A 26,304-nucleotide genomic window follows, 5' to 3' on the forward strand; every position below is an offset into this window, starting at 1 on the left:
TTTAGATGAACTTCGGTATTGATCAATACCGAAGTTCATTGTTTCTCCCCAATTTTGAAAAGAGTCTAATGTTCGATTAACGAAAATATAGGAAAAATGTATAGGTGGTGGAATCAGATGACTGCACTTATTGAAACGAAAGATTTAACAGTTAAATTTGGAGGTCATACGGCTGTAGATTCTGTAAGTATAAAGGTCCAAGAAAATCATTTTAAATCAATAATCGGACCGAATGGAGCAGGGAAGACAACGTTTTTCAACTTATTGAGCGGTCAGCTCACTCCTTCTAGTGGGCAAATATTTTATCGAGGACAAGAGATGACAAAATTATCTCCAATGTTAAGAACAAGAAAAGGGATTGGCAGGTCTTTTCAAATTACAAATGTCTTCCCTAATTTAACAGTACTTGAAAATGTTCGTCTAGCAGTACAGTCTCAAGCAGGAGTACGATACAAAATGCTATCTCATTTTAAAAAGTATAAACACTTTGAGGAAAAAGCTCGTGAATGGCTTGAGCTTGTCTTACTTGAAGGAAAGGAACATGCAATTGTTAGAAATTTAGCACATGGAGAAAAACGGAAGCTTGAAATTGCAATGTTGTTAGCACTTAATACCGAAGTACTGCTTCTTGATGAACCTACTGCTGGAATGTCTCTTGAAGAAGTGCCAACAATACTTGAAGTCATTCAAAAAATAAAAGAACAAGGTAATCGTACAATTATTTTAATTGAGCACAAAATGGATATGATTATCGATCTTTCAGACTCAGTGATGGTGCTATTTAATGGCAGACTGTTAGCAGATGGAACACCAGAGGAAATTATGGGAAATGAGACTGTGCAGTCGGCATATTTAGGAGGTTTTTACGATGAGCGTGCTGCTAAAGCTTAATGAAGTTGAAACGTATATCGGACAATTTCATATTTTGCAAGGAGTTTCCTTCGAAGTAAAACAAGGAAGCGTCACAGTGTTACTTGGAAGAAACGGAGCGGGTAAGACGACAACCTTGAGAACCATTATGGGGCTTCATCCTCCCGCAAAGGGAGATGTCATTTACAAAGGCGAAAATATTAAGAAAGTACCAACCTTTTCAATTGCGAAAAGAGGGATTGGTTACGTTCCAGAAGATCAAGGGATTTTTGCACAATTAACCGTTGAAGAAAACATGAAAGTGGCAATGAAAGATGAAGCAGACGAGACTAATGAAAGGCTGGAATGGATATTAAAACTGTTTCCTGACTTAAAAAAGTTTTGGAAGAAACATGGTGGATTACTGAGTGGAGGACAGAAACAAATGCTTTCGATCGCAAGAGCCTATGTAAATGATAACGATTTACTGCTTATAGATGAGCCAAGTAAAGGTTTAGCACCGATCGTGGTGGATAAGGTGATGGAATCAATCATGCAGATGAAAGAAAAGACGACAATTGTCCTTGTTGAACAAAATTTTTATATGGCCAGTACGATTGGCGATGAATTTTATATTATTGATGATGGAAAGACAGTAAAGAATGGAGCAATGAAGATTTTAAAAGAAGATGAGTCGCTTCGTCAAAAATATTTAGGTATTGCATAAGAAAGGAGGAGTTCCTTTGGAGGTTTTTATTAATTTAATGTTAAATGGACTAGCAACGGGAATGTTAATTTTTCTTCTTGCAGCTGGTTTAACGTTGATTTTCGGTTTGATGGACGTGTTGAACTTTGCTCATGGCGGATTATTTGCCTGGGGGGCATATAGCGGTACATGGATCTATATGATGACTGGGAACTTTTTGATTGGAATAGGAGGAGCAATCGTAACTGGGCTGTTATTAGGTTTTATAACAGAAAAATGGATTATAAAGCCTGTATATGGAAATCATGTTCAGCAAATTTTAGTGACACTTGGCCTGATGCTTGTGCTGTCAGAAATGTTAAAAGTTATTTGGGGGCCCAACCAAATTGCAGCCGCTTCACCTGACGTTTTAAAGGGAAGCTGGGAATTTGGCGGGATTGTAGTTATTAAATATCGAATTTTTATTATTGCAGTCGGATTATTAATTTTCTCCCTTATTCAATATTTATTAAAGAAGACGAAGATCGGATTAGTTGTGAGAGCTGGTGTGATGGACAAAGAAATGGTGCAGGCTCTTGGAATAAATATTAATCGAGTATTTATGTTTGTTTTTATGGTTGGTGCGGGAATGGCTTCTCTTAGTGGAGTTCTTTTTGCTCCTTTTTCTGGGGTCATTTATGCTGAAATGGGCATGGAATTTGCGATCTTAGCTTTTATCGTTGTTGTTATCGGAGGAATGGGAAGCTTTTCGGGTTCAATTTTGGCGGCAATTTTAGTAGGATTATCTGGTTCATTTATGGCATATTTCGTTCCCGATTTAGCGTTAGCTGTAAATATGTTATTAATGGCTGTTGTCCTTATTTTTAGACCACAAGGACTGTTTGGGATGAAGGAGTGATCAGGATGGTCATGTTAAAAGAGAATAAAATGAATATTGTTTATATTTCGGTAGTTTTTTTTTTATTGTTTTTACCGTTCGTGAATGACTCCCGTAGTATGTTAATCTTACTTACCCAAGTGTTTATTTTTGCTATTTTTGCAATGAGTTATGATTTATTGCTTGGATATACAGGGATTGTCTCGTTCGGTCATGCAATGTTTTTTGGGATGGGAGCATATGTGACCGGCATATTATTGAAGCAGTTTGAACCAACGATTACTACTTTGCTTTTTGCTGTATTGTTAACCATCATATTAACTGGATTAATTAGTTATTTAGTAGGTTTGTTAACGTTGCGTTTAAAAAGTCATTTTTATGCTATGTTAACGTTAGCTTTATCAGGTTTATTTTTAGTATTAGCTGAAAAATGGCGTTCGGTTACATTTGGTAATGATGGGTTTACATTTCGAGTTCCTGAATTATTTAAAGATCGAACTGATTTTTATCTTATTTGTTTATTGATAATGATTTTCGTATTTATGTTTTTAAAAAGATTTACAAATTCACCTGTCGGAAGGGTCTTACAAGCAATTCGAGAAAATGAACAACGTACCGAATCATTAGGTTATAATGTGTTACATTATAAAATCATTGCCAGTGTCATGTCCGGAATAATGGCAGGAATTGCAGGTAGTTTATATGCTTTGTCATTAAGGTTTGTAAATACGAGTGTGTTTGCAATGGATATTACTCTCGATGCTTTATTAATGACCATTATCGGTGGAGTAGGAACGCTAGTAGGGGCAATTGTTGGAGCAGGATTAATTGAATTTGCCCATCATTGGCTGACAGAGTTAGCGAAGATACATTGGATTTTTGAACGATGGGTGATCTTCTTTGGAATCATTTACATTTTAGCTGTCATGTTTTTCCCATTTGGTATTGTCGGAACATTAAAAACATTAAGATTCCGTTTGAAAAAACAAAATAAAATAGAAAAAAGCTTGGCGAGTTTGGAGGATGTTGATGGAGCAAAGTAAAGTGGCCTCATTTGTTGTTCGTGTTCAGCTAACCGAAACGGAGAAAAATGAAATAATAAAACGGTGGCGTATTAAGGTTACTCATGTTCAGGAAGATGTTGAAACAATCTATGAAACGTTCGAAGATGTGATGTCGATGATGAAAAAAACAGTGGAAGATTTATAGAAGGGAAGAATGGGATGAATATCGGAATAGTTAGTACAGGTATTTACTTGCCAGATACGTTTATAACCGGGAAAGAAATTGCTGAAAAGGCAGGAATACCCGTTGAAGTTGTGGAAAAGAAGATGGGAATAAAGCAAAAGCCTATCCCAGGAAAAGATGATCATACGTGCGAAATGGGGATACGAGCAGCAAAGTCAGCAATAGAAGAAGGAGGCATAAATCCAAAAGAAATAGATGTTGTGATTTATATTGGTGAAGAGCATAAAGAATATCCGCTTTGGACAGCAGCAATTAAGCTACAAGAAGAAATTGGTGCAGTCAATGCTTGGGCGTTTGATGTTGCGTTAAGATGCAGTACAACTGTTATGGCATTAAAGGTGGCAAAAAGCTTAATGCTTACTGATTCTTCAATCAAAACAGTTCTTCTTGCAGGCGGCTATCGTAATGTTGATTTTATTAATTACGAGAATAAGAGAACAAGGTTTATGTTTAATCTCGGTGCAGGCGGAGGAGCAATGATTTTAAGAAAAGGCGAGTCTCGTAATTTATTGTTAGAAACAGAATTAATGACAGATGGCTCATTTTCTGAAGATGTTGTTGTGGTAGCCGGAGGAACGAAAAATCCGCTTACAAAAGAAATGCTTGCTAAAGGATTAAATAAGCTTGATGTGTTAGACCCCGAGGGAATGAAGCAACGCCTAGAAAAAAAATCAATGGAAAACTTCTTGAAAGTCATTAATACTTCATTAGAAAAAAGCGATTTCTCGAAAAAGGACATTGGTTATGTTGGAATGTTGCATATGAAGAAATCTGCACATGATTATGTGTTAAAACAACTAGGTTTGTCTAGTGATCAGTCAATTTATTTAGAAAACTACGGACATATTGGTCAGATTGATCAAATTTTATCATTACAATTAGCTGAACAGGCTGGAAAGATAAAATCAGGTGATATCGTTGTCCTTGTTAGTGCTGGGATTGGTTATGCATGGGGAGCAACAACAATCCGCTGGGGGGAAGGAGCATAAACATGACGAACATCTTACTGAAAGCGGTTGATTTACCAAATGGGGAGACAATTGCTTATCGAGAACGGAGTGGCGGGGAAGAAATAATTCTCTTAATTCATGGAAATATGACCTCTTCTAAGCATTGGGATTTATTTTTAGAGAAGCTTGATCCAAAATATAAAGTTTATGCCATTGATTTGCGCGGTTTTGGACGTTCCTCATATTACAATCGTATTTATTCAATTAATGAGTTTGCAGAAGATGTAGAATTGTTTGTTAATGAACTCAAATTGCAAGATTTTATCATGGTTGGTTGGTCAACGGGCGGAGCTGTAGGAATGGAGTATGTTGCCTCATATCCAAATGATTGTAAAAAACTTGTTTTGTTAGCTTCTGCTTCTACGAGGGGTTATCCATTCTATGGAACGACAAAGGAAGGTTTACCTGATGTTCAAAATCGATTAAAAACATATGAGGAGATTAAAAACGATCAAGGAAAAACAGTACAAGTCCAGGCGGCTTATGATATGAAAAATCGCGAATTTTTAAAAACATTATGGAATATGCTTATTTATACTCATAATCAGCCAGATGAGCAAAGGTATGAACAATATATTGACGATATGATGACACAGCGAAATTTAGCTGAAGTCTATTATGCATTAAATACGTTTAATATTAGTCATCATTCAAATGAAGTATGTGCGGGTACGAATAAAGTTAAAAACATTAATATTCCTGTGCTAGTGTTACGCGGAGAGCAAGATTTAGTTGTTACTGCACAAATGACCGAGGAAATTGTTGCAGATTTAGGAGCAATTGCACGTTACGTTGAGCTAAAAGGCTGTGGACACTCGCCTTTAGTCGATGACATAGAGCAAACATTATCAGTTATTTACGAATTTTTAGAAAATAATGGAGGACATTAAAATGAGATTAAAAGATAAAGTAGCAATTATTACTGGCGGAGCAAATGGGATTGGATTTGCTGCTGCGGAACGATTTGCTTCTGAAGGAGCGTCAGTCGTGCTTGCAGATTATAATCGTGAAGCTGGCTTAGAAAGAGAAAAGGAACTTAGAGAAAAAGGGTATAAAGTAAAGTTTATTCAAGTAAATGTCGCTGATCGTAACAGTGTTGCTTCTCTCGTTGCTGAAGTGATAAAAGAATTTAAGAAAATTGATATTTTAATTAATAATGCAGGAATTACGAAGGATGCGATGCTTAAAAATATGAAAGCTGAAGATTTTCAGGCAGTTCTCGATGTAAATTTAACAGGTGTATTCAATTGTACACAAGCCGTTTTACCCGCGATGCTTGAACTAGGAAAAGGAAAAGTCATTAGCACTTCATCTGTTTCAGGTGTATACGGTAATATTGGACAAACAAACTATGCAGCCACGAAAGCAGGTGTCGTCGGGATGACGAAAACGTGGGCAAAGGAGCTAGGGAGAAAAGGAATTAATGTGAATGCTGTTGCACCTGGATTTGTAGAAACGAGCATGGTTGCAACCGTGCCAGAGAAAGTGATAGAACAATTAAAGACGATGATTCCAGTTGGCCGTCTTGGCAAGCCAGAAGATATTGCAAATGCATATCTATTTTTAGCATCGGATGAATCAGTTTATGTAAATGGAATTGTACTTCATGTTGATGGTGGCATTATTATGTGATTTTTATTATTTAGCTATGTTTATAACTTTGTTGATTTATCGGCTCATTTCCCTTCTGCAATATGAATCGAAGAAAAAGTATGCTTGCTTTCTCTATTTATATGATCATGGTTCGAGGGTGGATGAGACTAGTCTCGCACAAATGAGCCTTTAACGTAGCTTATGATTTATAAAGGTATAGATTAGAGTGATAGCTGATACTAATGATCTTTAGAGAGGAAGAATTTAAAAAATGAGAAATGTTGTGATTACTTCTGCAGTTAGATCACCGATCGGAACATTTGGAGGTGCCTTTAAGCAATTATTACCAACGGATTTAATTGTTCCAGTTATGAATGAGGCTGTTATTCGTAGTAAATTAGAACATGATGAAGTTGACGAGGTCATTTTAGGGCATTGTATTCAGAGGACTGATCAGCCAAACACTGCAAGGACGGCAGCTTTATTGGCGGGACTTTCAGAGCAAACAACAGGTTATACTGTTCAACGGCAATGCGCCTCTGGGATGCAAGCGGTTATTTCAGGTGCCATGCAAATCCAAACCGGAATGTCAGACATTGTGCTCGCGGGTGGGGTAGAAGCCATGAGTTCAAGTCCTTATTTATTAAAACAGCATCGTTGGGGAGCACGAATGCAGCATGGACAAATAACTGATTCTGTTTGGGAAGTATTAGAGGACCCAATTCATCATATTATGATGGGAGAAACAGCGGAAAATCTAGTAGATACTCATCATATTTCAAGAAAAGAGCAGGATGAAGTAGCATTATTAAGCCATCAGCGGGCAATAACAGCGATTGAAAATGGCTATTTTGAATCACAAATTGTTCCAATCACAGTAAGAACGAGAACGGGAGATCGGATGATTTCAAAAGATGAAGGTCCCCGTCCAAATTTAACGATTGAAAAGCTTACAGAGCTTAAGCCGATTTTTCGTAAAAATGGCACAGTAACCGCTGGGAATGCTTCAAGCTTAAATGATGGTGGAGTTGCACTTATTCTCATGTCAGAGGAAGCTGCACTTAACAAAGGTTTAACGCCTTTAGCAAAAATTACTGGCTTTTCGCTTGCGGGAGTCGATCCAAAAGTGATGGGTAGAGGTCCAGTTCCAAGTATAAAAAATGGATTGGAAAAAGTGAAGTGGTCATTGGAAGATGCGGATTTAATTGAAGTGAACGAAGCGTTTGCAGCGCAATATTTGGCTGTTGAAAAAGAATTAGGCTTAAATAGAGAGATTGTAAATGTAAATGGTAGTGGAATTAGTCTTGGACATCCAATTGGCTGTACTGGGGCACGTCTTATCGTTAGTCTTATTCACGAATTAAAGCGTAGAGAACTAGAAAAAGGAGTTGCATCATTATGTGTGGGAGGTGGAATGGGGGCAACCGTCTTTTTAGAAATATTTTAATGATAAAAAATATTAAAAGCGCCATTTGGCGTTTTTTTAATTATATTTGTGTTATTTTTTCCATAAAACAAACTTTTTTAATAAAAGAGACAACGGCAGTAATGGTAAAAGAAAAATAAATAATTACGTAATTAAAGCTTGATTTTTAAATTTTTATTATATATATTAATTATAAATTATACAATTAACAATTAAAAAAATTTAACTAAGCCCAGTGGTAATATGTCAAGCACTAAAATTCGGTGGATTGGAAATTAATATTGGATTTCATTGAAAAGTGCTTAAAAAGAGTATAACAAATAAACCTCACACTATTTTCAGTTTTTTACCAATCACTATTAGTGTGAAGCTGGGTGTTTGAAAGGGTCTGAATGAGAAGTTTTAATCTCTCCTTTCAGGTTGTGTGTACAACTGATTGGTGCGCGTAGTAGCGAAAACACCAATCGTACCAGTTTTCTTGCAGTTAAGACGAGAGCGCGTTTGTGTTTATGTTTTGGAACTTCATCGTACTTTTTTGTGTAAAAAGCTTTATATTCAGAGTCATACTTTCGGATCTTATCGGCAGCTTGAATAAGGTAGTATCGCAAATATTTATTGCCTGTCCTCATTCTTGCCGTTTCTTGGGATTCGAATTCGCCCGATTGGTTTTGGTTCCATACCAAACCAGCATATTTCGCTAAGGCATGATGATCTTTAAATCGCTTTATATCGCCTATTTCGGCTATCAGCCCTGCCGCATAAACGTCTCCAATTCCTTTTACAGACGTTAGAGTTTGCGGTATGCCTTTCATTAACTTGGCAATTTCTTTATTTTAATAATGAACCATGGGTAGCAGGCTTATTAAGCAGTACATCGCGAGATGTCCGCAAGGGGGAAAAGCAATATCCTGATACGATCCTGTCGGGTTCCATTGCCCCATGAGCAGGTCTAAAACGCTATAAAAAAAATGACGGAGTAAAACGCTGGAGCATCCTCCATTCTCCGCCATTTCACGATATTCAGTTAAAAGGTATTTCAAAGAAGCAGTAGGGAACTATCCCCCCTGCGAAATAACAACAATACGTAAATCTATTATTGATAGTTTGATTTTACCTCGGCTTCCCCACCAAAGGGGTGAAACAAGGGTAAAACAAAAACATTTATTGATGGGAAAGCCGAGAGGCTAACCTTTAAAAAAACCTATAGGAATCTAGAGTGAATTGTAGAGGATCCGGATCAACTGGGAATTCTTCTAGAAAGAGCTCTTACTACTACTATACGAGGGTGAAGGCAATAAAAAAAAATGAAGAGGCGCTGAAATATTACGATCTAAATAAATATCGGACTCCTGACGGATATACAAGTGATATCGCTGTATTTACGATTGTTGACGATGAAGAGGATCAAAATAAAAAAGTTTTAAAGTTAATGTTAATTAAAAGGTCAGAAATTGATGCGGAAGGCAATCCAAATATCGAAGGTGGGAAATGGGCGCTGCCGGGCGGTTTTGTTCGTAATGACGAGACTGCTTTTGAAGCCGCAAAAAGAGAATTAGCAGAGGAAACAGGTGTTGATCACATACATCTGAAACATTTTGGGGTATATGATAAACCTGGAAGAGACCCAAGAGGTTGGATTATTGCCAACGCACATTATGCAATTGTAAATGAGTATTATTTAGAACATCGTCAAGCAGCAGATGATGCAGACGATGTTCAATTATTTACACTTGATGAAGTGTTTAACCTAGATTTAGCCTTTGACCACCGAAAGATTATTGAAGATTCAATAAAATGGATAAAAAAGGACATGGCTGAAACAACATTGGCACGAACGTTTTTACCAAGGGAATTTACAATTCCCGAATTGCAAAAAGTCATTTTAGCTGTTTTTTATCATAAACAAATTGAGTCAAATAACTTTTATAAAAAGTTACATAAATTTGACTTTATTGAAGAAGTTAAAGGAGAAAACAATGAAGTAAAAGAAACGAGGAGAAATTCAAAACGCCCAGCTAAAATGTATCGATTTGTAGATAAAGAAAGATTTGTATCAATTTATTTATAAAGGAGAGAGGAAAATGGAAAAAGTATTAATTAATGTTGATTACACGAATGATTTTATTGCTGACAATGGAGCTTTAACTTGTGGTAATCCTGGACAAGAAATCGAAAAAGAGATTGTTTCCTTGACAAAACAGTTTATCGAGCAGCAACAATTAGTAGTGTTTGCGATTGATTTACATAAAAAAGGAGATCAATTTCATCCTGAAACTAAATTGTATCCTCCCCATAATATTGAAGGGACAGAAGGACGAAAATTATTTGGAGAGTTGGAAAATGTATATCAAAATGCAAAGCATTTAGATCATGTTTTATATATAAATAAAACGCGTTACAGTGCATTTGCAGGTACAGATTTGTTTATTAAATTAAGAGAACGCGGAATCGATGAAGTTCACATTGTAGGTTGTGCAACAGATATTTGCTGTTTACATACCGCAATAGATGCTTATAATTTAGGATTCAAAATTGTTATCCATAAAAAAGCCGTCGCAAGCTTTAATCCAGTTGGCCATGAGTGGGCATTGCAGCACTTCGAAAAGTCATTAAATGCAACGATTATTTAAGGGGGAAAATACATAAATGAAAATGCAGTTAGATGATAGCTTAGCACTCCATACAGATTTATATCAAATTAACATGGCGGAAACTTATTGGAACGATGGGATTCATAATCGAAAAGCAGTATTTGATGTTTATTTTAGAAAGCTACCATTTGGTAATGGCTATGCAGTATTTGCCGGTTTAGAAAAAGTGGTCAACTACTTGAATAATTTTGCATTTTCTAACTCTGATTTAGCTTACTTAAAAGAATTAGGCTATAAAGATGATTTTATTGCTTATTTGAAAACAATAAGATTTACTGGTAATTTGCGCAGTATGCGTGAAGGGGAAGTGGTATTTGAAAATGAACCGATTCTCCGAATTGAAGCACCTTTAGCAGAGGCTCAATTAATTGAGACACCGCTTTTAAACATCGTAAACTATCAAACTTTAGTCGCAACTAAAGCATCTAGAATTAAGCAAGTGATTGGTAACCAAAGTGCAATGGAATTCGGTACTCGTCGTGCCCAAGAGATGGACGCAGCCCTTTGGGGAACGAGAGCTGCTTATATAGGCGGCTTTGATGCTACAAGCAATGTTCGCGCTGGTAAATTGTTTGATATTCCAGTGGCTGGTACACATGCCCATGCTTTAGTACAGGCATATCAAGATGAATATGTTGCTTTTAAAAAATACGCTGAAAGACATAAGGATTGTGTCTTTTTAGTAGATACGTATGACACGCTAAAGTCTGGTGTACCTAACGCAATTAAAGTTGCAAAGGAATTAGGAAATAAAATTAACTTCCTCGGTGTTCGATTAGATAGTGGAGACTTAGCTTACTTATCTAAAGAAACGAGAAAAATGTTAGATGCAGCAGGTTTTAAAAATGCGAAGATTTATGCTTCAAATGATTTAGATGAGTATACAATTTTAAATTTAAAAGCTCAAGGAGCACAAATTGATGTATGGGGGATCGGAACAAAGCTTATAACCGCTTTTGACCAACCAGCACTTGGTGCTGTGTATAAGTTGGTATCGATTCAAAAAAATAATGAAAGCGATGAAATGGTTGATACAATAAAAGTAGGGGCAAAGATGGGAGGCAATCTTGAAAAATTAACAACACCTGGAAAAAAGAGAGTTTATCGTATTATTCAAAAAGTTAACAATAAGTCCGAAGGTGATTACATTGCTTTAGAAGAGGAGACACCCCAAAAAGACAAGAAACTTAAAATGTTTCATCCAGTACACACGTTTATTAGTAAATTTATAACGAATTTTGAAGCGAGAGATCTTCATGTAGATATATTTAAAAAAGGAAAGCTCGTTTATCAATTACCAATTTTAAAACAAATTCAAAAGTATACCGCTGAAAGCTTAACATACTTATGGGATGAATATAAAAGGACGATGAACCCTGAAGTGTATCACGTAGATTTAAGTCAAAAATGTTGGGAGAACAAAATGAATAAAATAAAAGAGGTCCAAGAGAAGGTAAACAGAGTGGGTAGTAAATGATAGGAGAGTAAAGGGGGGAAAACAATGAAAATAGGCGTCTTTGGCTCGGCTTTTGATCCTATTACTTTAGGGCATATGGTAACGATGGAAATGATCAGTGACAGACGCGGGTTCGATTTCATTTTATTACTGTTGTCATCAGATAAAAGAATAGATAAAAGCAGGCAGCTAACCGCAAATTTTCATAGGCTTAACATGGTGAAATTAGCAATTGACGGCCAACGAAAATTTAAAATAGAGACAGTTGAAATGAATGCAGCAGGATGGGAAACGTATACGTATTATACGATGAAAAAATTAGCAAAGAAGTATCCAAATGATGAATTGTATTTTTTAATGGGTGCTGATAACTTAGCTAATATTTCTTCATGGAAATATGGAAAAGAACTAATCGAGTCTAATCGCTTTGTCGTGATGGGGCGAGAAGGTTATGATATGGCTGAAATGATTGCTCAAGATTCCCTTTTAACAAAATATGAACACCATTTTGATTGTTTAAGTAAAGGAGTTAAAGTTGAAACAAGTTCAAGTTTTATTCGTTCTCGTCTTAAAGATGGTTTAAGCGTAAAGTACCTTGTTCCGGAAAAAGCATTACAGTATGCACTTGCACACGGCTTGTATAAGGAATGAGGAGGATAAAACGAATGGATACTGGATTACAAAATGAGATTATTCAACAATTAAAAGTGAAGCCTCATATTCACCCACAAGCGGAAATAAGGACAAGGGTAAATTTTTTAAAAGAATTTCTTGAAAAAAATCATGCAATCAAAGGTTTCGTATTGGGGATATCTGGCGGACAAGATTCAACGTTAGTAGCAAAATTAGCACAAATAGCTATAAATGAAAAGAACAGAGAGAATGGAAATAATCATTATAAATTTATTGCTGTTCGGCTTCCTTACGGCGTTCAAGTTGATGAACGTGACTGCCAAGACGCGCTGGTTTATATTCAACCAAATGTTTTATACAGAGTAAATATTAAACAGTCGGTAGACGCAAGTGTTGCAGCATTAAGATCGGCTGGTGTAGTCATTTCAGACTTTATAAAAGGAAATGAGAAAGCACGTGAAAGAATGAAAGTTCAATATAGTATTGCTGCTGTAAATCATTGTGTTGTTTTAGGAACAAATAATAGTGCAGAATTTTTAACAGGTTATTTTACAAAACATGGGGATGGAGCATGTGACTTAGAGCCGATCTTCGGATTAAATAAACGTCAGGGCAAGGAACTTTTAAAGGCATTAAAGTGCCCTTCACACTTATATTTAAAAAGACCAACAGCTGATTTAGAAGATGATGCTCCTAACTTAGAAGACGAAATTTCTCTTGGTGTTACTTATGAAGAAATTGATGATTATTTAGAAGGAAAAGTTGTTAGTAAACAAACTAGTTCAATGTTAGAAAAATACTTTTTAAAATCAGAGCATAAACGTAAAGCACCAAAAACGATTTATGATTATTGACCTGTTCTTGATCTCTATAAAAACGAAGCTAGAAACCGTTATAAGGTTACTAGCTTCGTTTTTGCAGTTTGGCGCGCCCAGCAGGCCGTTAATTGCTAGTTGGTGAAAGTCCAACCTGAGTAAGTGCCAAGACGCTCAGTAGCTGACAGGCAACTGGTGGAGAAATCCTAAGGTTGAAGCCCTGTGACAAAGTAATTCATTCGTGAGTGCGAGCAACCTAGCAGGTCGTAACATGAAGTGAATCCTGCCGCCTCGTCAATTACAACCCTCGTTGAGGACAAAGGGAAGTTGAGCCTGGTGAACATGGGCGAAAACCATGGAAGGTGTGAGGAACTTGGAATTCAGCACTGAAGAATCCCTCGGGGTAAGGGGAACGACATGTTAGGAAAGTAGTTAACGGAACTGGGGATACCCTCCTCGGTCACTTCTAAAGAAGTAACACAGAAACCTATAAGCATGAAGCGAAGTGGTGGATGGACTGAGAGGGAGTCGGAGGGGGTCATAGTACCAATGATGACAATGCCAACACAACGTTGTCTAGGGAAGGACGGCAAAAGCCAATACCCTACTTCGTTCATATATTCAAGGAGGTAAGAGTCAGTGAATGCCAAGAAAATGGCTAACTACACCAATTATGCAAAAGCTCAAGAACTCTGGAAAACATTATACCTTTGTGCCAAGGAAAGCAAGACACGCCGGTTTCATGCCTTATATGATAAGATTTATCGACCTGATATCTTGTGGGAAGCATGGCAAAGAGTAAGAAGAAATCGAGGGAGTAGTGGAGTAGATTCTCAGACTATGGAAAATATTGAGATCTATGGGGAGGATAGATTTCTTAATGAGATTTATCTTGAACTGAAGGAAAATCGATATCATCCACAACCAGTTTTACGTACTTACATCCCTAAAGATGATGGAAAGAAACGTCCATTAGGAATCCCAACCATCAAGGACAGGGTTGTACAAATGGCAACCAAGCTAGTCATAGAACCTATCTTTGAAGCTGACTTTAAAGATTGTTCTTATGGTTTCCGTCCCAAAAGGAATGCGCATCAAGCCATAGCGAAAATCAGGAAAGAGAGCAAGAAAAGCTATTGGGTATTAGACGTCGATATCCAAGGTTATTTTGATAACATCAACCATGATAAATTGATGAAACTTGTAGAACAGCGAATTAGTGACCGCAAAGTGCTGAAATTGATTCGCAAATGGCTACAAGCAGGAATCATGGAAGAAGGAAAAGTGAGGAATTCTGTCTTGGGGGCCCCTCAAGGCGGTGTGATTTCACCATTACTTTCGAACATATATTTAGATGTGATGGATTCCCTCTGGGAAAAGAAATTCAGCCATCTAGGTTCTCTTATTCGTTATGCGGATGACTTTGTCATTTTGTGCAGGACAAAACAGCAAGCGCTAGAAGGTATACGAGTCATCCAAGCAATTATGGGAAAACTTGACCTCTCACTACATAAGGAGAAATCAAGACTCGTCAACATCTGGGATGACAGTGACGGATTTGATTTTCTGGGATTCCATCATCGAAAATTCCCCATTCGTAAAAAGGGTGGTCGAACATTCTTAATCATGAACCATGTCCCGAGTAAGAAGGCTATGAAGAAGATGCGAAAGAAAATCAAGGATTTTACGGAACCACGACATAAACTATTTATGGACATAAAAGAATTGGTGAAGGGACTGAACCGAAGGTTACAAGGATTCAAGAATTACTACCAACTTTCTCCAATGTCCAAGAGGTGGTTGAATCGCATTGACTGGTATGTGTTACAACGTTTAAATCTTTTTCATAACAAGAAAAGAAATAAACGACATAAACATGCCTATCTTCAAGATACAGTAAATAAAGTCCAATTCATATTGGTGAAATTAGCGAATTAAATCCGTAAAGCCAAAGGAAGAAGAACGTCGGAAAGCCGTATGAGGGAAAACTTCACGTACGGTTTGATGAGGGGGAGCAGCAGGAAAAGGAATTGCCCTCTTGTCTGGCTTAGTAAGGTGGAACACCCTGAACCCCGAGGACAAAGAAGGCAGTATCTAATTCCTGTTTTCTACTCTACTTTAATTTAAGCCCTTGCTATTGGAGATTTCCTGTTAAATATTCCAATTTTCATTCTCCAGAAAGACTTCGTCACCAACGTGAATTTCACAGTTTTTTTTTATAATTGAAATAAACACCAATAATTACTTTTATATTGTTAATCTACTTTTTTTGTTAAAGCTCCAATCTGTTTTTTTAAATAGCTTTATTGTAGCTTTGTAACTACGCTGTAACTCGTGTTTAATACAATTAATTTATCTTAAGTGAGGGAGAGATTACAGTGAGGTGGGAAATCGATTGGCTTCATAACAGAGCAAGATTAACACCAAATAAAGAAGCAATTATACACGCTGAAAACGGTCATTCATGGACGTATAAGCAGCTAAATGATCGAGCCAATCATTTAAAGAATTGGCTAGTTCATAAAGGAGTAAAAAAAGGAGATCGAGTTGCATTATTGGCTCCTAATCATATTAGTTATTTTGATTTTTTAACCGCTTGCTCAAAATTAGGAGCAATATTTGTACCGCTTAATTGGAGACTAGCTATTGAAGAAATCAATTATATTTTGGAAGATTGCACACCGGTATTACTAGGGTATCATACTGATTTAGTTAACATCGTCAAGGAGCTTTCATTTCTAAACAAAACTATTTGTGTAAATGATTCTCATTTTGAAAAAATAGTCTCTTCAGCGGAGGATGTAAATGATAGTGTGCATGGCGAAGAACATGATCCATTGGCACTTATTTATACTGGTGGGACAACAGGAAAACCAAAAGGAGCAGTTCTTTCTCATCGCTCAATCATTTGGAATGGAATTAATACAATCGTTAGCTGGAATTTAACTGAAAGGGATACAACGTTAACATACATGCCAATGTTCCATACAGGAGGATTAAATGCACTTTCTATTCCGCTTTTGATGACGGGGGGGAAAGTGGTTATCGCTGATCAATTTGATCCTTACAAGGCAATGATCTACTTAAATCAATATCAATGTACAATCGTATTGTTTGTACCGACAATGTATCATTTAATCACTCAAACAGAAGTATTTGAACAGACAAATTTTCCAACAGTAAAAGCCTTTCTTTCAGGAGGGGCACCATGCCCTTATGAAATTTACGCTCATTTTCAGCGCAAAGGTCTAGCGTTTAAAGAGGGATATGGGTTGACCGAAGCAGGTCCTAATAATTTTTACATTGATCCTGTTGATGCAATGAGAAAAAAAGGTTCGATCGGAAAACCGATGATGTTTAATGGAATCAAGCTTGTAAATGAGCATGGCGGAGAAACAAGTAGCAACGAAGTCGGGGAACTATTAATTATTGGGAAGCATTCATTTGAATATTATTGGAATAATAAGGAAGATACAGAAAATACAATTCGAAATGGCTGGATTTATACTGGCGATCTAGCAAGAAGAGATGAGGAAGGATATTACTATATTGTTGGCAGGAAAAAAGATATGATTATTAGCGGAGGTGAAAATATTTATCCATTAGAAGTTGAACATTGGCTTTCATCACATCCAAAAGTGAATGAAGCTGCGGTAATAGGAATGCCTAATGATAAATGGGGTGAGATTGTCACTGCGTTTATCGTCCAAATTGATGATGAAAATGTAACTGAGGAAGAATTGAAAAGCTACTGTGAAAAAAAACTTGGAAAATATAAAATCCCTAAACGCTTCATTTTTTTAGAGGAACTTCCAAAAACACACGTTGGTAAAATTGATAAAAACAAACTAAAAAAGATGGGGACTGTTTTTTCTAATTAGAGGTTTAACAGTTGCGAAGTGAGATTACGAACGCATGTTCTGTTTGCTTCCATCTCGTTGTTTAGTCTGAGGGCATCATCTTCTAAAAATACTCTTTTTTAACTATCTTACCTAGTATATTTATATACTGGGTTTTTTGTTCGCCCAGCATGGGCGAACTCTAACGGGTGAAAGTCCCGAGTACGACCTTGTAGCGGTAAGTACATAGCTGAAAGCAAGGGTGTCCACGGTAACGTGGAATCTGAAGGAAGCTCGAGGCAAACCTTCGGTCTGACGAACAGAAATCATATAAGAGGCAACGTATGAGGATAAGACTGCAAAAGAAGTCGAAGTCCCATAGCTACTGTATCATACGGTGTATATATGGCAGATAGATGAAGGGAAAGAGTTCGCACCTTAACTGGGGAGGTCTCACTCGTCTGCCCCAAAATCTTGTAGTGATACAAGACTGGATAGTGAGAAGTCAGCAGAGGCCGTAGTAGTGAAGACGTCTAACGAAAGCTAGAAAGAGCGAAGGGCTGAACAATTTTATGGTTATAGAAATCTTTAATTGGGGAAGGAAATAGACCACTGGCAAATCGCAAGAAAGTGGATACCAACCTACGAGAAAGAAAGGAAATAACAAGCATGCACGAGAGGAAACTACTTGACAAGATACTCGACAAAGATAATCTTGACCATGCAATCAAACAGGTTAAAAGAAACAAAGGCTCAGCCGGTGTTGATGACATGACTGTAGATGAGTTGGTTGGATATATGGCGATGAATAAGGATGAAATGATTCATCAAATCCGAAATAGAAAATACCATCCAAAACCAGTACTAAGGGTCGAGATACCAAAGCCAAACGGCGGAACACGACTTTTAGGAATTCCGACTGTCCTAGATAGGGTTATTCAACAGGCGATTGCCCAAGTTCTCACACCGATGTTCGATAAACAATTCAGCGAATATAGTTATGGTTTCAGACCAAGACGCTATGCCGAGATGGCTATTTTGAAAGCCTTAGAGTTTATGAATGATGGATACGACTGGATTGTAGATATCGACTTGGAACGTTTCTTTGACACCGTACATCACGATAGGCTGATGAATCTCATATCAAGAACGATAGATGATGGAGATGTTATTTCACTCATTCGTAAGTTCTTGGTAAGCGGTGTACAAATAGACGAGGAATACCAAGAAACAGTAATCGGCACTCCGCAAGGTGGAAACTTATCCCCGTTACTTAGTAATATTATGCTTAATGAACTGGATAGGGAGCTAGAAAATCGAGGGTTGCGTTTCGTCAGATACGCAGATGACTGTGTTATCATGGTCAGAAGTGAGATGTCGGCGAAAAGAGTAATGAGGTCTGTGACAAGATTCATTGAAGAGAAGCTAGGATTAACCGTTAATGTGGAGAAATCAAAAGTGACGAAGCCGAATGACCCCGATATGAAGTTTTTAGGGTTTGGATTCTTCAAAGATTACCAAGCTGATTTATACAAAGCGAGACCACACCAAAAATCCTTAGAAAGTCTTAAATTCAAACTTAAACAATTAACAAGGAAAAATTGGAGCGTCGATACGAAGTATCAGGTAGAACGAATCAATCAATTAATAAGAGGATGGGTCAAATACTTTAGGGTCGGTTATATGAAGACAGCACTTGGGAAAATAGATGCTCATACAAGATTTAGACTGCGAATGTGTATCTGGAAGAAATGGAAAACTGCGAAGAATCGCAGGAGAAATCTGATTAAACTAGGCATGGATAGATACAGTGCATACAAAAATAGCCACACAAGTAAGGGTGTTGCCCGTACAGCTTATTCTTGGATACTCACCACGACAATAACCAATGAGAGATTAGCCAAATTTGGTCTAATCTCCGGTGAACAACACTACATCAAAGTGCATACTTAATATAAAATTGAACCGCCGTATACGGAACCGTATGTACGGTGGTGTGAGAGGTCGGGGGCTAATCACCCCCTCCTACTCGATATATTTGCAATATAGTTATATTAGAATAATGTGTGAAATAAAAAAAAAATGATGTTAGTATCTGTAAATATATATTATAACAAAATGTTATTTTAATAAGGATATAAAATTTTTATAGTATTAAATGAATTTTTAAAATTTAATTAATACAAAAAAATACAAAAATCTTTTAAAAAATTTTAATTGACAGCTATTCATTAAATAGTATATCATTTTTTTAAATTAATATATCACATTTGATTAGGAGGAAAGAAATTGGGAGAAAATGTTCAATCATTATGGGGGAAATTATGGGATATTCATTATAAAACAAAAGACCTCCTCCTATTTTTTGCAACAGATAAACAATTAGATCATAAAAATCAGCAAGCAAACGTTGATGGACAATCGAAGAGACGAGGAAAAAAACCGAATCGAACTATGGGACAAAACATTGGATTTTGGTTAGGTCCAATTTTATTTTTAATTATCTTATTTGGTTTATCTCCAGAAGGAATGTCAAAAGAAGCTTTAGCTGTTTTAGCAAGCACCGTCTGGATCGCAACATGGTGGATCACTGAAGCGATTCCAATTCCAGTTACGTCTTTATTACCTATTATTTTATTTCCATTAACTGGTGCAGCTACAGAGGGAATTACAAATGCTTATGGAGATAGTACAATTTTCTTGTTTCTCGGTGGTTTTGTTATTGCTATAGCAATGGAAAAGTGGAATTTACATCGACGAATTGCGCTTAATATTATTTTAGTTGTCGGTACAAGTACACAACGACTCATTTTAGGCTTTATGGTTGCAACAGGGTTTTTATCAATGTGGATTTCAAACACAGCGACGGCAATGATGATGATGCCGATTGCAATGGCAGTTATTTTACATGTTAATGAAGCATTAAAAGAAAAAAATCCAACCGATTCGCCGTTTGGCAAGGCGATTATGCTTGGTGTTGCCTATTCTGCTTCAATTGGTGGACTCGGCACATTAATTGGTACCCCGCCAAATACGATTTTCGCTGGGGTTGTGAGAGAGCTTTATGGAATTGATATTTCCTTTGCTCTTTGGATGCTCTTTGGTGTTCCACTATCGGTTGTTTTACTCATTATTACGTGGATTTATTTAGTAAAGTTAGCGTTTCCAATTAAAATAAAAGAGATTCCTGGTGGTAAAGCAGTGATTCAAAAAGAGAAAAGTGCATTAGGGAAAATGAGTTTTGAAGAAAAGCTTGTCCTTACTGTTTTCTCTTTAACAGCAATTATTTGGATTTCTCGTACTTTTATCATGGATGCGTTAAAAAATAACGGGCTTATTGATAGCGTTGGCGGCTTGGCAAACATTAATGATACGATCATTGCAATTATAGCGGCAATCGTGTTATTTATCCTCCCGTCACGTCAAGCGAAAGAAGGAAAGCTATTAAATTGGAATGATGCAAAAAGTATTCCATGGGGGATATTACTGCTCTTTGGTGGCGGTTTAGCCATTGCGAAAGGGTTTAAAGACTCTGGATTAGCAACATGGATTGGTGAACAGCTTACAGTTCTACAAAGTATACACTTCGTATTTTTAATTGTTATTGTAACAACACTAGTTTTATTTTTAACCGAAATAACATCGAATACTGCAACAGCGACAATGATGTTCCCGATCATGGCATCCTTAGCATTTGCATTAGATATCCATCCATATAGTTTAATGGTTGCTGCTGGAATTGCCGCATCGTGTGCTTTTATGTTACCGGTTGCAACACCTCCAAATGCAATTGTTTTCGGATCAGGTTATATCCGGATTAAAGATATGGTTAAAGCAGGATTTTGGATTAATATTATGGCAATTTTCATCATAACGTTAGCGATTTATTTCTTAATGCCAATGGTTTGGGGTATAGATCTAGGTACGTTTCCAGATGCATTAAAGTAATGAAAAATTAAACAAAAAGGCTTATTCAATTAGTTAAACTATTGAGTAAGTCTTTTTTAGTTTTATCCCTTGTTAAGCTTATTATATAATTTTGTTGAATATTAACTCATTCTTTGCTAACGATATGAAACGAAGGGGAAGGCAAACTTTCTTTTACATTACATTGACAAAACTGGTGGGCCTAACTGCCGCTTAACGTGATTAGCCATTTAATTGTTACGATCCTTATAAGGTAAGAGTAGGCCTTTTTATGATTTATAAAAGTCCCCTCCTAATTCAGTGATCTGTTGTTTATCATCATTGGTTATTAATGCAAACGTAAAGGATTTTCAAGTTTCTATGTTAAGATTAAGAAAGAAAATAAACTAGTCGACTAATGTAAAAGAGGAGGTTATGTAAATGTCTGTCCGTTTTATCATCGGACGTTCAGGGACAGGAAAGACCGCAAACTGTTTAAACGAAATAAGAACAAGCTTATTGAGAAGTCCTGACGGATCACCAATCATATACTTAGTTCCAGATCAAATGACATTTTTATCAGAATACAACTTAATGACAACTCCTCATCTTGGTGGAATGATTAGAGCTCAAGTGTATAGCTTTTCACGGCTTGCTTGGCGAATTTTGCAAGATACTGGCGGAGGAAGCAGATATCATTTAAATAATATCGGTGTCAATATGTTAATTAGGAAAATAATTGAGGAAAAAAAGGATGAGCTCAAACTTTTTCAATTAGCTGCTGATAAAAACGGATTCATTGAACAGATGGAACAAATATTAACTGAGTTTAAGCAGTATTGTATTCGTCCGGAAGAATTAACAGATCAGCATAGATTACTTTCTGAAGAAAATAAAGGCTTACAAGATAAACTTCATGATCTTGAATTAATATATCGTTATTTTGAACAAGCTCTTTTTGGAAAATATGTTGATTCTGAAGATTATTTCCGTCTTATGGCAGAAAAAATAGCTCAATCTGACTATTTAAAAAATGCTGAAATATTTATTGATGGATTTCATAGTTTTACTCCTCAAGAATATATGGTGATTACCCAATTAATGAAACATTGTCAGCGAGTATCGATTGCATTAACTGTCGATCAGCCTTACATTCATTTTGGGCCAGATGAGCTAAGTTTATTTCGGATGACTGGGGAAACCTTCCAAACACTATATAATATCGCTCAATCAGAAGGAATTAAAATAGAAAAGAACAATCTGTTATATGAACAAAAGCGCTGGCGTGATCCTTCCCTCATCCATTTAGAATCATACTTTGATTCTCGTCCAGCAATTCCGTTTCAAAAAAAAGCAAGAATCCATTTATATGAAGCTGCTAATCGCAGGGCAGAAATTGAAGGGGTTGCTAGAAAAATTAATAAACTCATACGTTCTAAAGGGTATCGTTATCGCGATATTGCAATCTTAATGAGGAACGGGAACGATTATTTTGACATAATTGAAACGATTTTTAATGATTATGGAATTCCGATTTTTATTGACCAAAAAAGAACGATGCTAAATCATCCGTTAATAGAACTTATCCGGTCTACACTAGATATCATTAATAGTAATTGGAGTTATGAATCAGTATTTCGCGCAGTTAAAACTGAGTTGCTTTTTCCAAAAAATGAAAACAATCAGCAAATTCGTGAAAAGTTTGATAGACTTGAAAACTATGTATTAGCATACGGAATTCAAGGAGAAAAGTGGACGAAGCGAGATCGTTGGATTTATCGTCGATTTTACGGAATAGAATTTGAAAATAATGTTCAAACCGATCAAGAGAAACTAGTTGAATTAGAGTTAAACGAGCTCAGACTGCTTATCACTGCTCCTATTTTGCGATTAGCGCGCAGGCTAAAAAGAGCAAAGAACGGACGATTGCTTTCTGAAGCGATTTTTTTATATCTCGAAGAACTTGATATACCTGAGAAATTAGAAAAGTGGAAATTAGAGGCTGAACAAGCAGGTAAATTAGTAAAAAGTAGAGAGCATGACCAAGCGTGGAATGGGATGATTGAACTTCTTGATCAATTTGTAGAGTTATTCGGAAACGAGAAGTTATCTTTAAAGCAATTTTCAGTTATTTTCGAAGCAGGGATTGAATCTTTGCGATTTTCTCTTGTACCGCCAGCAATCGATCAAGTGCTCGTTGCTGATCTTGAAAAATCGCGTTTGTCTGACGTAAAAGCAGCATTTATTATTGGACTAAACGAAGGAGTTCTCCCTGCAAAAATGATTGACGAGGGAATTGTAGCGGATGATGATCGGGAAATATTACAGCAAAAAGGTTTGACAATTGCTCCAACTAGTAAAACAAAATTACTTGATGAGTCATTTATTGCTTATAAAGCATTTACAACTCCTTCAGACGAGCTTTATTTAACATATCCGATCGCAAATGAAGAAGGAAAAGCATTGCTGCCTTCATTTTATATAAAAAGAATAAACGATTTGTTTCCGGCGGTGGAAAAAGGTCTTTTTGCAATTGATCCTGCGCCATTACCAGAATTGGATCAGCTTGAATATGCTGCAAACGAAAACATGACACTGTCGTATTTAACTGCCCAATTACAATTGAAAAAAAGAAATTATCCGATCTATGATTTTTGGTGGGATGTATACAACTATTACTTAAAAAGTAATAGTTGGTCACAGTTAGCTAAAAAAGTATTAGCAAGTTTATTTTATGAAAATAAATCGAAACAGAAACAGCTTTCAAGCGAAACAACTCGTCAATTATATGGAGAAACGATTGAAGCCAGTGTATCAAGAATGGAGCTATTTCATAGCTGTCCTTTTTCTCATTTTGTTAAGCACGGACTAAAATTGCGGAAGCGACAAGTTTATCGTTTAGAAGCACCTGATATTGGAGAGTTATTTCATGCCGCATTAAAATATATTGCAGATACAATAATGAAACAAAATGTTAGTTGGTCAAGCTTAACAAAACAACAGTGTCGGGCCTTGGCAAGACAAGCAATTGACAACATAGCGCCAAAATTACAAAATGAAATCTTACTTAGTTCCAATAGACACCATTACATAAAGCGAAAGCTTGAAAATGTGCTTAGCCGCACGTCTCTAGTCTTAAGTGAACACGCGAAAGCTAGCGGTTTTTCTCCGGTTGGTGTTGAAGTAGGATTCGGACCAAAAGGACCGTTGCCTCCACTTGAATTTCGCTTAAAAAATGATACAAAAATGAATTTAGTCGGTAGAATCGATAGAATTGATAAAGCCGAAGCTCAGACAGGTGTCTTTTTAAGAATAGTTGATTATAAATCAAGTATAAAAGATTTAAATTTAACTGAAGTTTATTACGGTCTTGCATTACAAATGCTCACTTACTTAGACATTATTGTTACCCATGCAAACACATTAATCGGAATGGATGCAATGCCAGCAGGGGTGTTGTACTTTCATGTTCATAATCCAATGATTCAAGCGAAAAAGATGCTGACAATTGATGAGCTTGAACAAGAAATTTATAAACAGTTTAAAATGAAAGGATTGATGCTAGCTGATCAAAATGTCATTCGTCTTATGGATAAAAGCCTTGATAGCGGCGAGTCGAAAATAGTTTCAGCAGGGATAAAAAAAGACGGGACATTATCAAAACGATCAAAAGTTGCTAATAGTGAACAGTTGAATCACTTAAGGCATTATGTTCGAAATAGTTATCTAAAAACAGGAAATGAGATTATGGCAGGAAAAATAGACATTTCCCCTTATAAACTGAAAAATAAAACTCCGTGTACTTTCTGTTCATTTAAAACAGTTTGTCACTTTGATCAAACGATTGAACAGAACGATTATCGGATATTAGTCCCGCAAAAAGATGAAGATATCATAGAGTTTATTAGAAGGGAGGTTGCTGAAAATGAACGAAATGAACATACCGCCGAAGCCTAGTAATGTAACGTGGACAGATGAGCAATGGAAGGCGATTACCGCACAAGGTCGGGACATTCTCGTTGCTGCTGCTGCCGGATCTGGGAAAACGGCTGTCCTCGTCGAAAGAATTATTCGTAAAATAACTGCAACTGAAGAGCCGCTTGACGTAGATCAATTATTAGTCGTTACTTTTACAAACGCAGCCGCTGCAGAAATGAGGCATCGCATCGGAGAAGCTTTAGAAAAAGAGATTAATCATCATCCAAATTCATATCATTTACGAAAACAATTAGGCTTATTAAACCGAGCGTCTATTTCTACTGTGCACTCCTTTTGTTTAGAGGTTATTAGAAAATATTATTATTTAATAGATATTGATCCTGGGTTTCGGATTGCTGATGAGACGGAGGGGCAGCTATTAATAGACGAAGTAATAAATGAGTTATTTGAAGAGCAATATGGAAAAAAAGATAATGAAGCTTTTTTTGCGCTTGTAGAAACGTTTACTAATGACAGAAGTGATGAAGCAATGCAAAAAATAGTGACTGAATTGTACGAGTTTGCTAGGGCAAATCCAAACCCAGAGCAATGGCTTCATTCAATTGTTGAGATGTATAATGTCGATTCATCCACATCTATTAATGATTTACCTTTTATCGATACACTCTTATATCAAATTGATCTTCAACTAAAAGGTGCTTATCGTCTTTTAAAGGAAGCATACGAATTAACGAAACTTCCCGGCGGACCAGCACCAAGAGCTGAAACGTATTTAAGTGATCTGCAATTAGTAGAACATTTAATAAATGCTCACAATGATTCATGGGAGACCCTTTATAACGGAATGCAAACATTAGCTTTTTCTCGTGCAAAGGCATGTCGCGGTGAGGATTATGATCAAACTCTTGTTGCTCGGGCACAGCAATTTCGTGATCAGGCTAAAAAAATTTTAACTGATTTACAAAGTGATTTATTTTCTCGAAAGCCTAGCAGCTTTATCCAAGATATGAGGGAAATGAGCGGTCATATCCAAACGCTTGTTAATCTTGTAAAAACATTTTCGATTCGTTTTAATAGTGTCAAAAAATCAAAAGGTTTAGCTGACTTTTCGGACTTGGAACATTATTCTTTAGAAATTTTAACCGCAAACCAATTAGAAGATGGAACACGCCAACCTTCAGAAGCAGCACTTTTCTATCAAAAGCAATTTAAAGAAGTTCTTGTTGATGAGTATCAGGACAGTGCGACACGTTGCTAACTGAAAAGGTTAGCCACTAGCGAATTGCTAGGAGAACTGAAAATCCGATGAGTCGAATGAAGGGGTAACGCCCTGAAAGGCTCGCCTAATCCTCCGAA

19 protein-coding genes and 2 pseudogenes are annotated in these 26,304 nt (G+C 36.5%); 20 read left to right on the top strand and 1 reads right to left on the bottom strand.

Annotation, left to right across the window (positions count from 1 at the left end; all coding sequences use genetic code 11):
• The first annotated feature begins 117 nt into the window (after positions 1-117).
• The 9 genes from K6959_RS03665 (at position 118) to K6959_RS03705 (ending at position 7,730) form a co-directional block, all read left to right on the top strand.
• Positions 118-891, top strand: coding sequence for an ABC transporter ATP-binding protein (locus tag K6959_RS03665; protein ID WP_163239074.1), 774 nt, complete (start codon positions 118-120; stop codon positions 889-891).
• Complete coding sequence (locus K6959_RS03670; protein WP_163239076.1) at positions 869-1,576, top strand: ABC transporter ATP-binding protein; 708 nt, start codon at positions 869-871, stop codon at positions 1,574-1,576. The genes K6959_RS03665 and K6959_RS03670 overlap by 23 nt, the downstream gene beginning before the upstream one ends.
• A 16-nt stretch (positions 1,577-1,592) precedes the next feature.
• Complete coding sequence (locus K6959_RS03675) at positions 1,593-2,453, top strand: branched-chain amino acid ABC transporter permease (RefSeq protein WP_163239078.1); 861 nt, start codon at positions 1,593-1,595, stop codon at positions 2,451-2,453.
• A gap of 11 nt (positions 2,454-2,464) precedes the next feature.
• Positions 2,465-3,475: a branched-chain amino acid ABC transporter permease gene (locus K6959_RS03680; protein ID WP_223088299.1), complete on the top strand. Its 1,011-nt coding sequence runs from the start codon at positions 2,465-2,467 to the stop codon at positions 3,473-3,475.
• Positions 3,462-3,641, top strand: coding sequence for a hypothetical protein (locus K6959_RS03685; protein WP_163239080.1), 180 nt, complete (start codon positions 3,462-3,464; stop codon positions 3,639-3,641). The genes K6959_RS03680 and K6959_RS03685 overlap by 14 nt, the downstream gene beginning before the upstream one ends.
• A 14-nt stretch (positions 3,642-3,655) precedes the next feature.
• A complete protein-coding gene (locus K6959_RS03690) occupies positions 3,656-4,669 on the top strand; it encodes a 3-oxoacyl-ACP synthase (protein WP_163239082.1) in 1,014 nt (337 codons plus the stop codon).
• A 2-nt stretch (positions 4,670-4,671) separates the two neighbouring features.
• The gene (gene phaZ / locus K6959_RS03695) at positions 4,672-5,580 is read left to right on the top strand and encodes an intracellular short-chain-length polyhydroxyalkanoate depolymerase (protein WP_179958993.1); all 909 of its coding nucleotides are present in this window, start codon (positions 4,672-4,674) and stop codon (positions 5,578-5,580) included.
• 1 nt (position 5,581) lies between these two features.
• The gene (fabG, locus tag K6959_RS03700; RefSeq protein WP_223087667.1) at positions 5,582-6,322 is read left to right on the top strand and encodes a 3-oxoacyl-ACP reductase FabG; all 741 of its coding nucleotides are present in this window, start codon (positions 5,582-5,584) and stop codon (positions 6,320-6,322) included.
• A gap of 232 nt (positions 6,323-6,554) precedes the next feature.
• The gene (locus K6959_RS03705) at positions 6,555-7,730 is read left to right on the top strand and encodes a thiolase family protein (protein WP_163239086.1); all 1,176 of its coding nucleotides are present in this window, start codon (positions 6,555-6,557) and stop codon (positions 7,728-7,730) included.
• Between the two features lie 381 nt (positions 7,731-8,111).
• Here K6959_RS03705 and K6959_RS03710 read toward each other — a convergent pair.
• A pseudogene (locus K6959_RS03710) lies at positions 8,112-8,542 on the bottom strand (transposase); the annotation flags it as partial.
• A gap of 452 nt (positions 8,543-8,994) precedes the next feature.
• Here K6959_RS03710 and K6959_RS03715 point away from each other — a divergent pair.
• The 11 genes and pseudogenes from K6959_RS03715 to K6959_RS03765 form a co-directional block, all read left to right on the top strand.
• Positions 8,995-9,777, top strand: a complete 783-nt coding sequence (locus K6959_RS03715; protein ID WP_394373032.1) for an NUDIX hydrolase — start codon at positions 8,995-8,997, stop codon at positions 9,775-9,777.
• Between the two features lie 13 nt (positions 9,778-9,790).
• Positions 9,791-10,339, top strand: a complete 549-nt coding sequence (locus K6959_RS03720) for a cysteine hydrolase family protein (RefSeq protein WP_163243536.1) — start codon at positions 9,791-9,793, stop codon at positions 10,337-10,339.
• Between the two features lie 16 nt (positions 10,340-10,355).
• Positions 10,356-11,837, top strand: coding sequence for a nicotinate phosphoribosyltransferase (locus tag K6959_RS03725; protein ID WP_163243537.1), 1,482 nt, complete (start codon positions 10,356-10,358; stop codon positions 11,835-11,837).
• 24 nt (positions 11,838-11,861) lie between these two features.
• Positions 11,862-12,467: a nicotinate (nicotinamide) nucleotide adenylyltransferase gene (gene nadD, locus K6959_RS03730; RefSeq protein ID WP_163243538.1), complete on the top strand. Its 606-nt coding sequence runs from the start codon at positions 11,862-11,864 to the stop codon at positions 12,465-12,467.
• 14 nt (positions 12,468-12,481) lie between these two features.
• The gene (gene nadE, locus K6959_RS03735; RefSeq protein WP_163243539.1) at positions 12,482-13,303 is read left to right on the top strand and encodes an ammonia-dependent NAD(+) synthetase; all 822 of its coding nucleotides are present in this window, start codon (positions 12,482-12,484) and stop codon (positions 13,301-13,303) included.
• 600 nt (positions 13,304-13,903) lie between these two features.
• Complete coding sequence (gene ltrA, locus K6959_RS03740) at positions 13,904-15,202, top strand: group II intron reverse transcriptase/maturase (RefSeq protein ID WP_163238799.1); 1,299 nt, start codon at positions 13,904-13,906, stop codon at positions 15,200-15,202.
• A 440-nt stretch (positions 15,203-15,642) separates the two neighbouring features.
• Positions 15,643-17,145: an acyl-CoA synthetase gene (locus K6959_RS03745; protein WP_163242598.1), complete on the top strand. Its 1,503-nt coding sequence runs from the start codon at positions 15,643-15,645 to the stop codon at positions 17,143-17,145.
• 627 nt (positions 17,146-17,772) lie between these two features.
• Complete coding sequence (gene ltrA / locus K6959_RS03750; protein ID WP_223087669.1) at positions 17,773-19,056, top strand: group II intron reverse transcriptase/maturase; 1,284 nt, start codon at positions 17,773-17,775, stop codon at positions 19,054-19,056.
• A gap of 336 nt (positions 19,057-19,392) precedes the next feature.
• Complete coding sequence (locus tag K6959_RS03755) at positions 19,393-21,051, top strand: SLC13 family permease (RefSeq protein WP_163243487.1); 1,659 nt, start codon at positions 19,393-19,395, stop codon at positions 21,049-21,051.
• A 399-nt stretch (positions 21,052-21,450) separates the two neighbouring features.
• Complete coding sequence (addB, locus tag K6959_RS03760) at positions 21,451-24,966, top strand: helicase-exonuclease AddAB subunit AddB (RefSeq protein WP_223087670.1); 3,516 nt, start codon at positions 21,451-21,453, stop codon at positions 24,964-24,966.
• Positions 24,935-26,191, top strand: a pseudogene (locus tag K6959_RS03765) (UvrD-helicase domain-containing protein); the annotation flags it as partial. The gene addB and the pseudogene K6959_RS03765, both read left to right, overlap by 32 nt.
• Positions 26,192-26,304 lie beyond the last annotated feature (113 nt).

Origin of the sequence: Bacillus aquiflavi (assembly GCF_019915265.1) — a bacterium.
Classification (GTDB): Bacteria; Bacillota; Bacilli; order Bacillales; family Cytobacillaceae; genus Bacillus_BT; species Bacillus_BT aquiflavi.

What these genes read in the sequence shown, in the direction of transcription:
- K6959_RS03725 (WP_163243537.1), top strand. Translation starts at nt 10,356, where the DNA reads ATGAAAATGCAGTTAGATGATAGCTTAGCACTCCATACAGATTTATAT.
- K6959_RS03705 (WP_163239086.1), top strand. Translation starts at nt 6,555, where the DNA reads ATGAGAAATGTTGTGATTACTTCTGCAGTTAGATCACCGATCGGAACA.
- nadD (WP_163243538.1), top strand. Translation starts at nt 11,862, where the DNA reads ATGAAAATAGGCGTCTTTGGCTCGGCTTTTGATCCTATTACTTTAGGG.
- K6959_RS03690 (WP_163239082.1), top strand. Translation starts at nt 3,656, where the DNA reads ATGAATATCGGAATAGTTAGTACAGGTATTTACTTGCCAGATACGTTT.
- nadE (WP_163243539.1), top strand. Translation starts at nt 12,482, where the DNA reads ATGGATACTGGATTACAAAATGAGATTATTCAACAATTAAAAGTGAAG.
- K6959_RS03720 (WP_163243536.1), top strand. Translation starts at nt 9,791, where the DNA reads ATGGAAAAAGTATTAATTAATGTTGATTACACGAATGATTTTATTGCT.
- phaZ (WP_179958993.1), top strand. Translation starts at nt 4,672, where the DNA reads ATGACGAACATCTTACTGAAAGCGGTTGATTTACCAAATGGGGAGACA.
- addB (WP_223087670.1), top strand. Translation starts at nt 21,451, where the DNA reads ATGTCTGTCCGTTTTATCATCGGACGTTCAGGGACAGGAAAGACCGCA.
- K6959_RS03685 (WP_163239080.1), top strand. Translation starts at nt 3,462, where the DNA reads ATGGAGCAAAGTAAAGTGGCCTCATTTGTTGTTCGTGTTCAGCTAACC.
- K6959_RS03665 (WP_163239074.1), top strand. Translation starts at nt 118, where the DNA reads ATGACTGCACTTATTGAAACGAAAGATTTAACAGTTAAATTTGGAGGT.
- fabG (WP_223087667.1), top strand. Translation starts at nt 5,582, where the DNA reads ATGAGATTAAAAGATAAAGTAGCAATTATTACTGGCGGAGCAAATGGG.
- K6959_RS03670 (WP_163239076.1), top strand. Translation starts at nt 869, where the DNA reads ATGAGCGTGCTGCTAAAGCTTAATGAAGTTGAAACGTATATCGGACAA.
- ltrA (WP_223087669.1), top strand. Translation starts at nt 17,773, where the DNA reads ATGCACGAGAGGAAACTACTTGACAAGATACTCGACAAAGATAATCTT.
- K6959_RS03680 (WP_223088299.1), top strand. Translation starts at nt 2,465, where the DNA reads ATGTTAAAAGAGAATAAAATGAATATTGTTTATATTTCGGTAGTTTTT.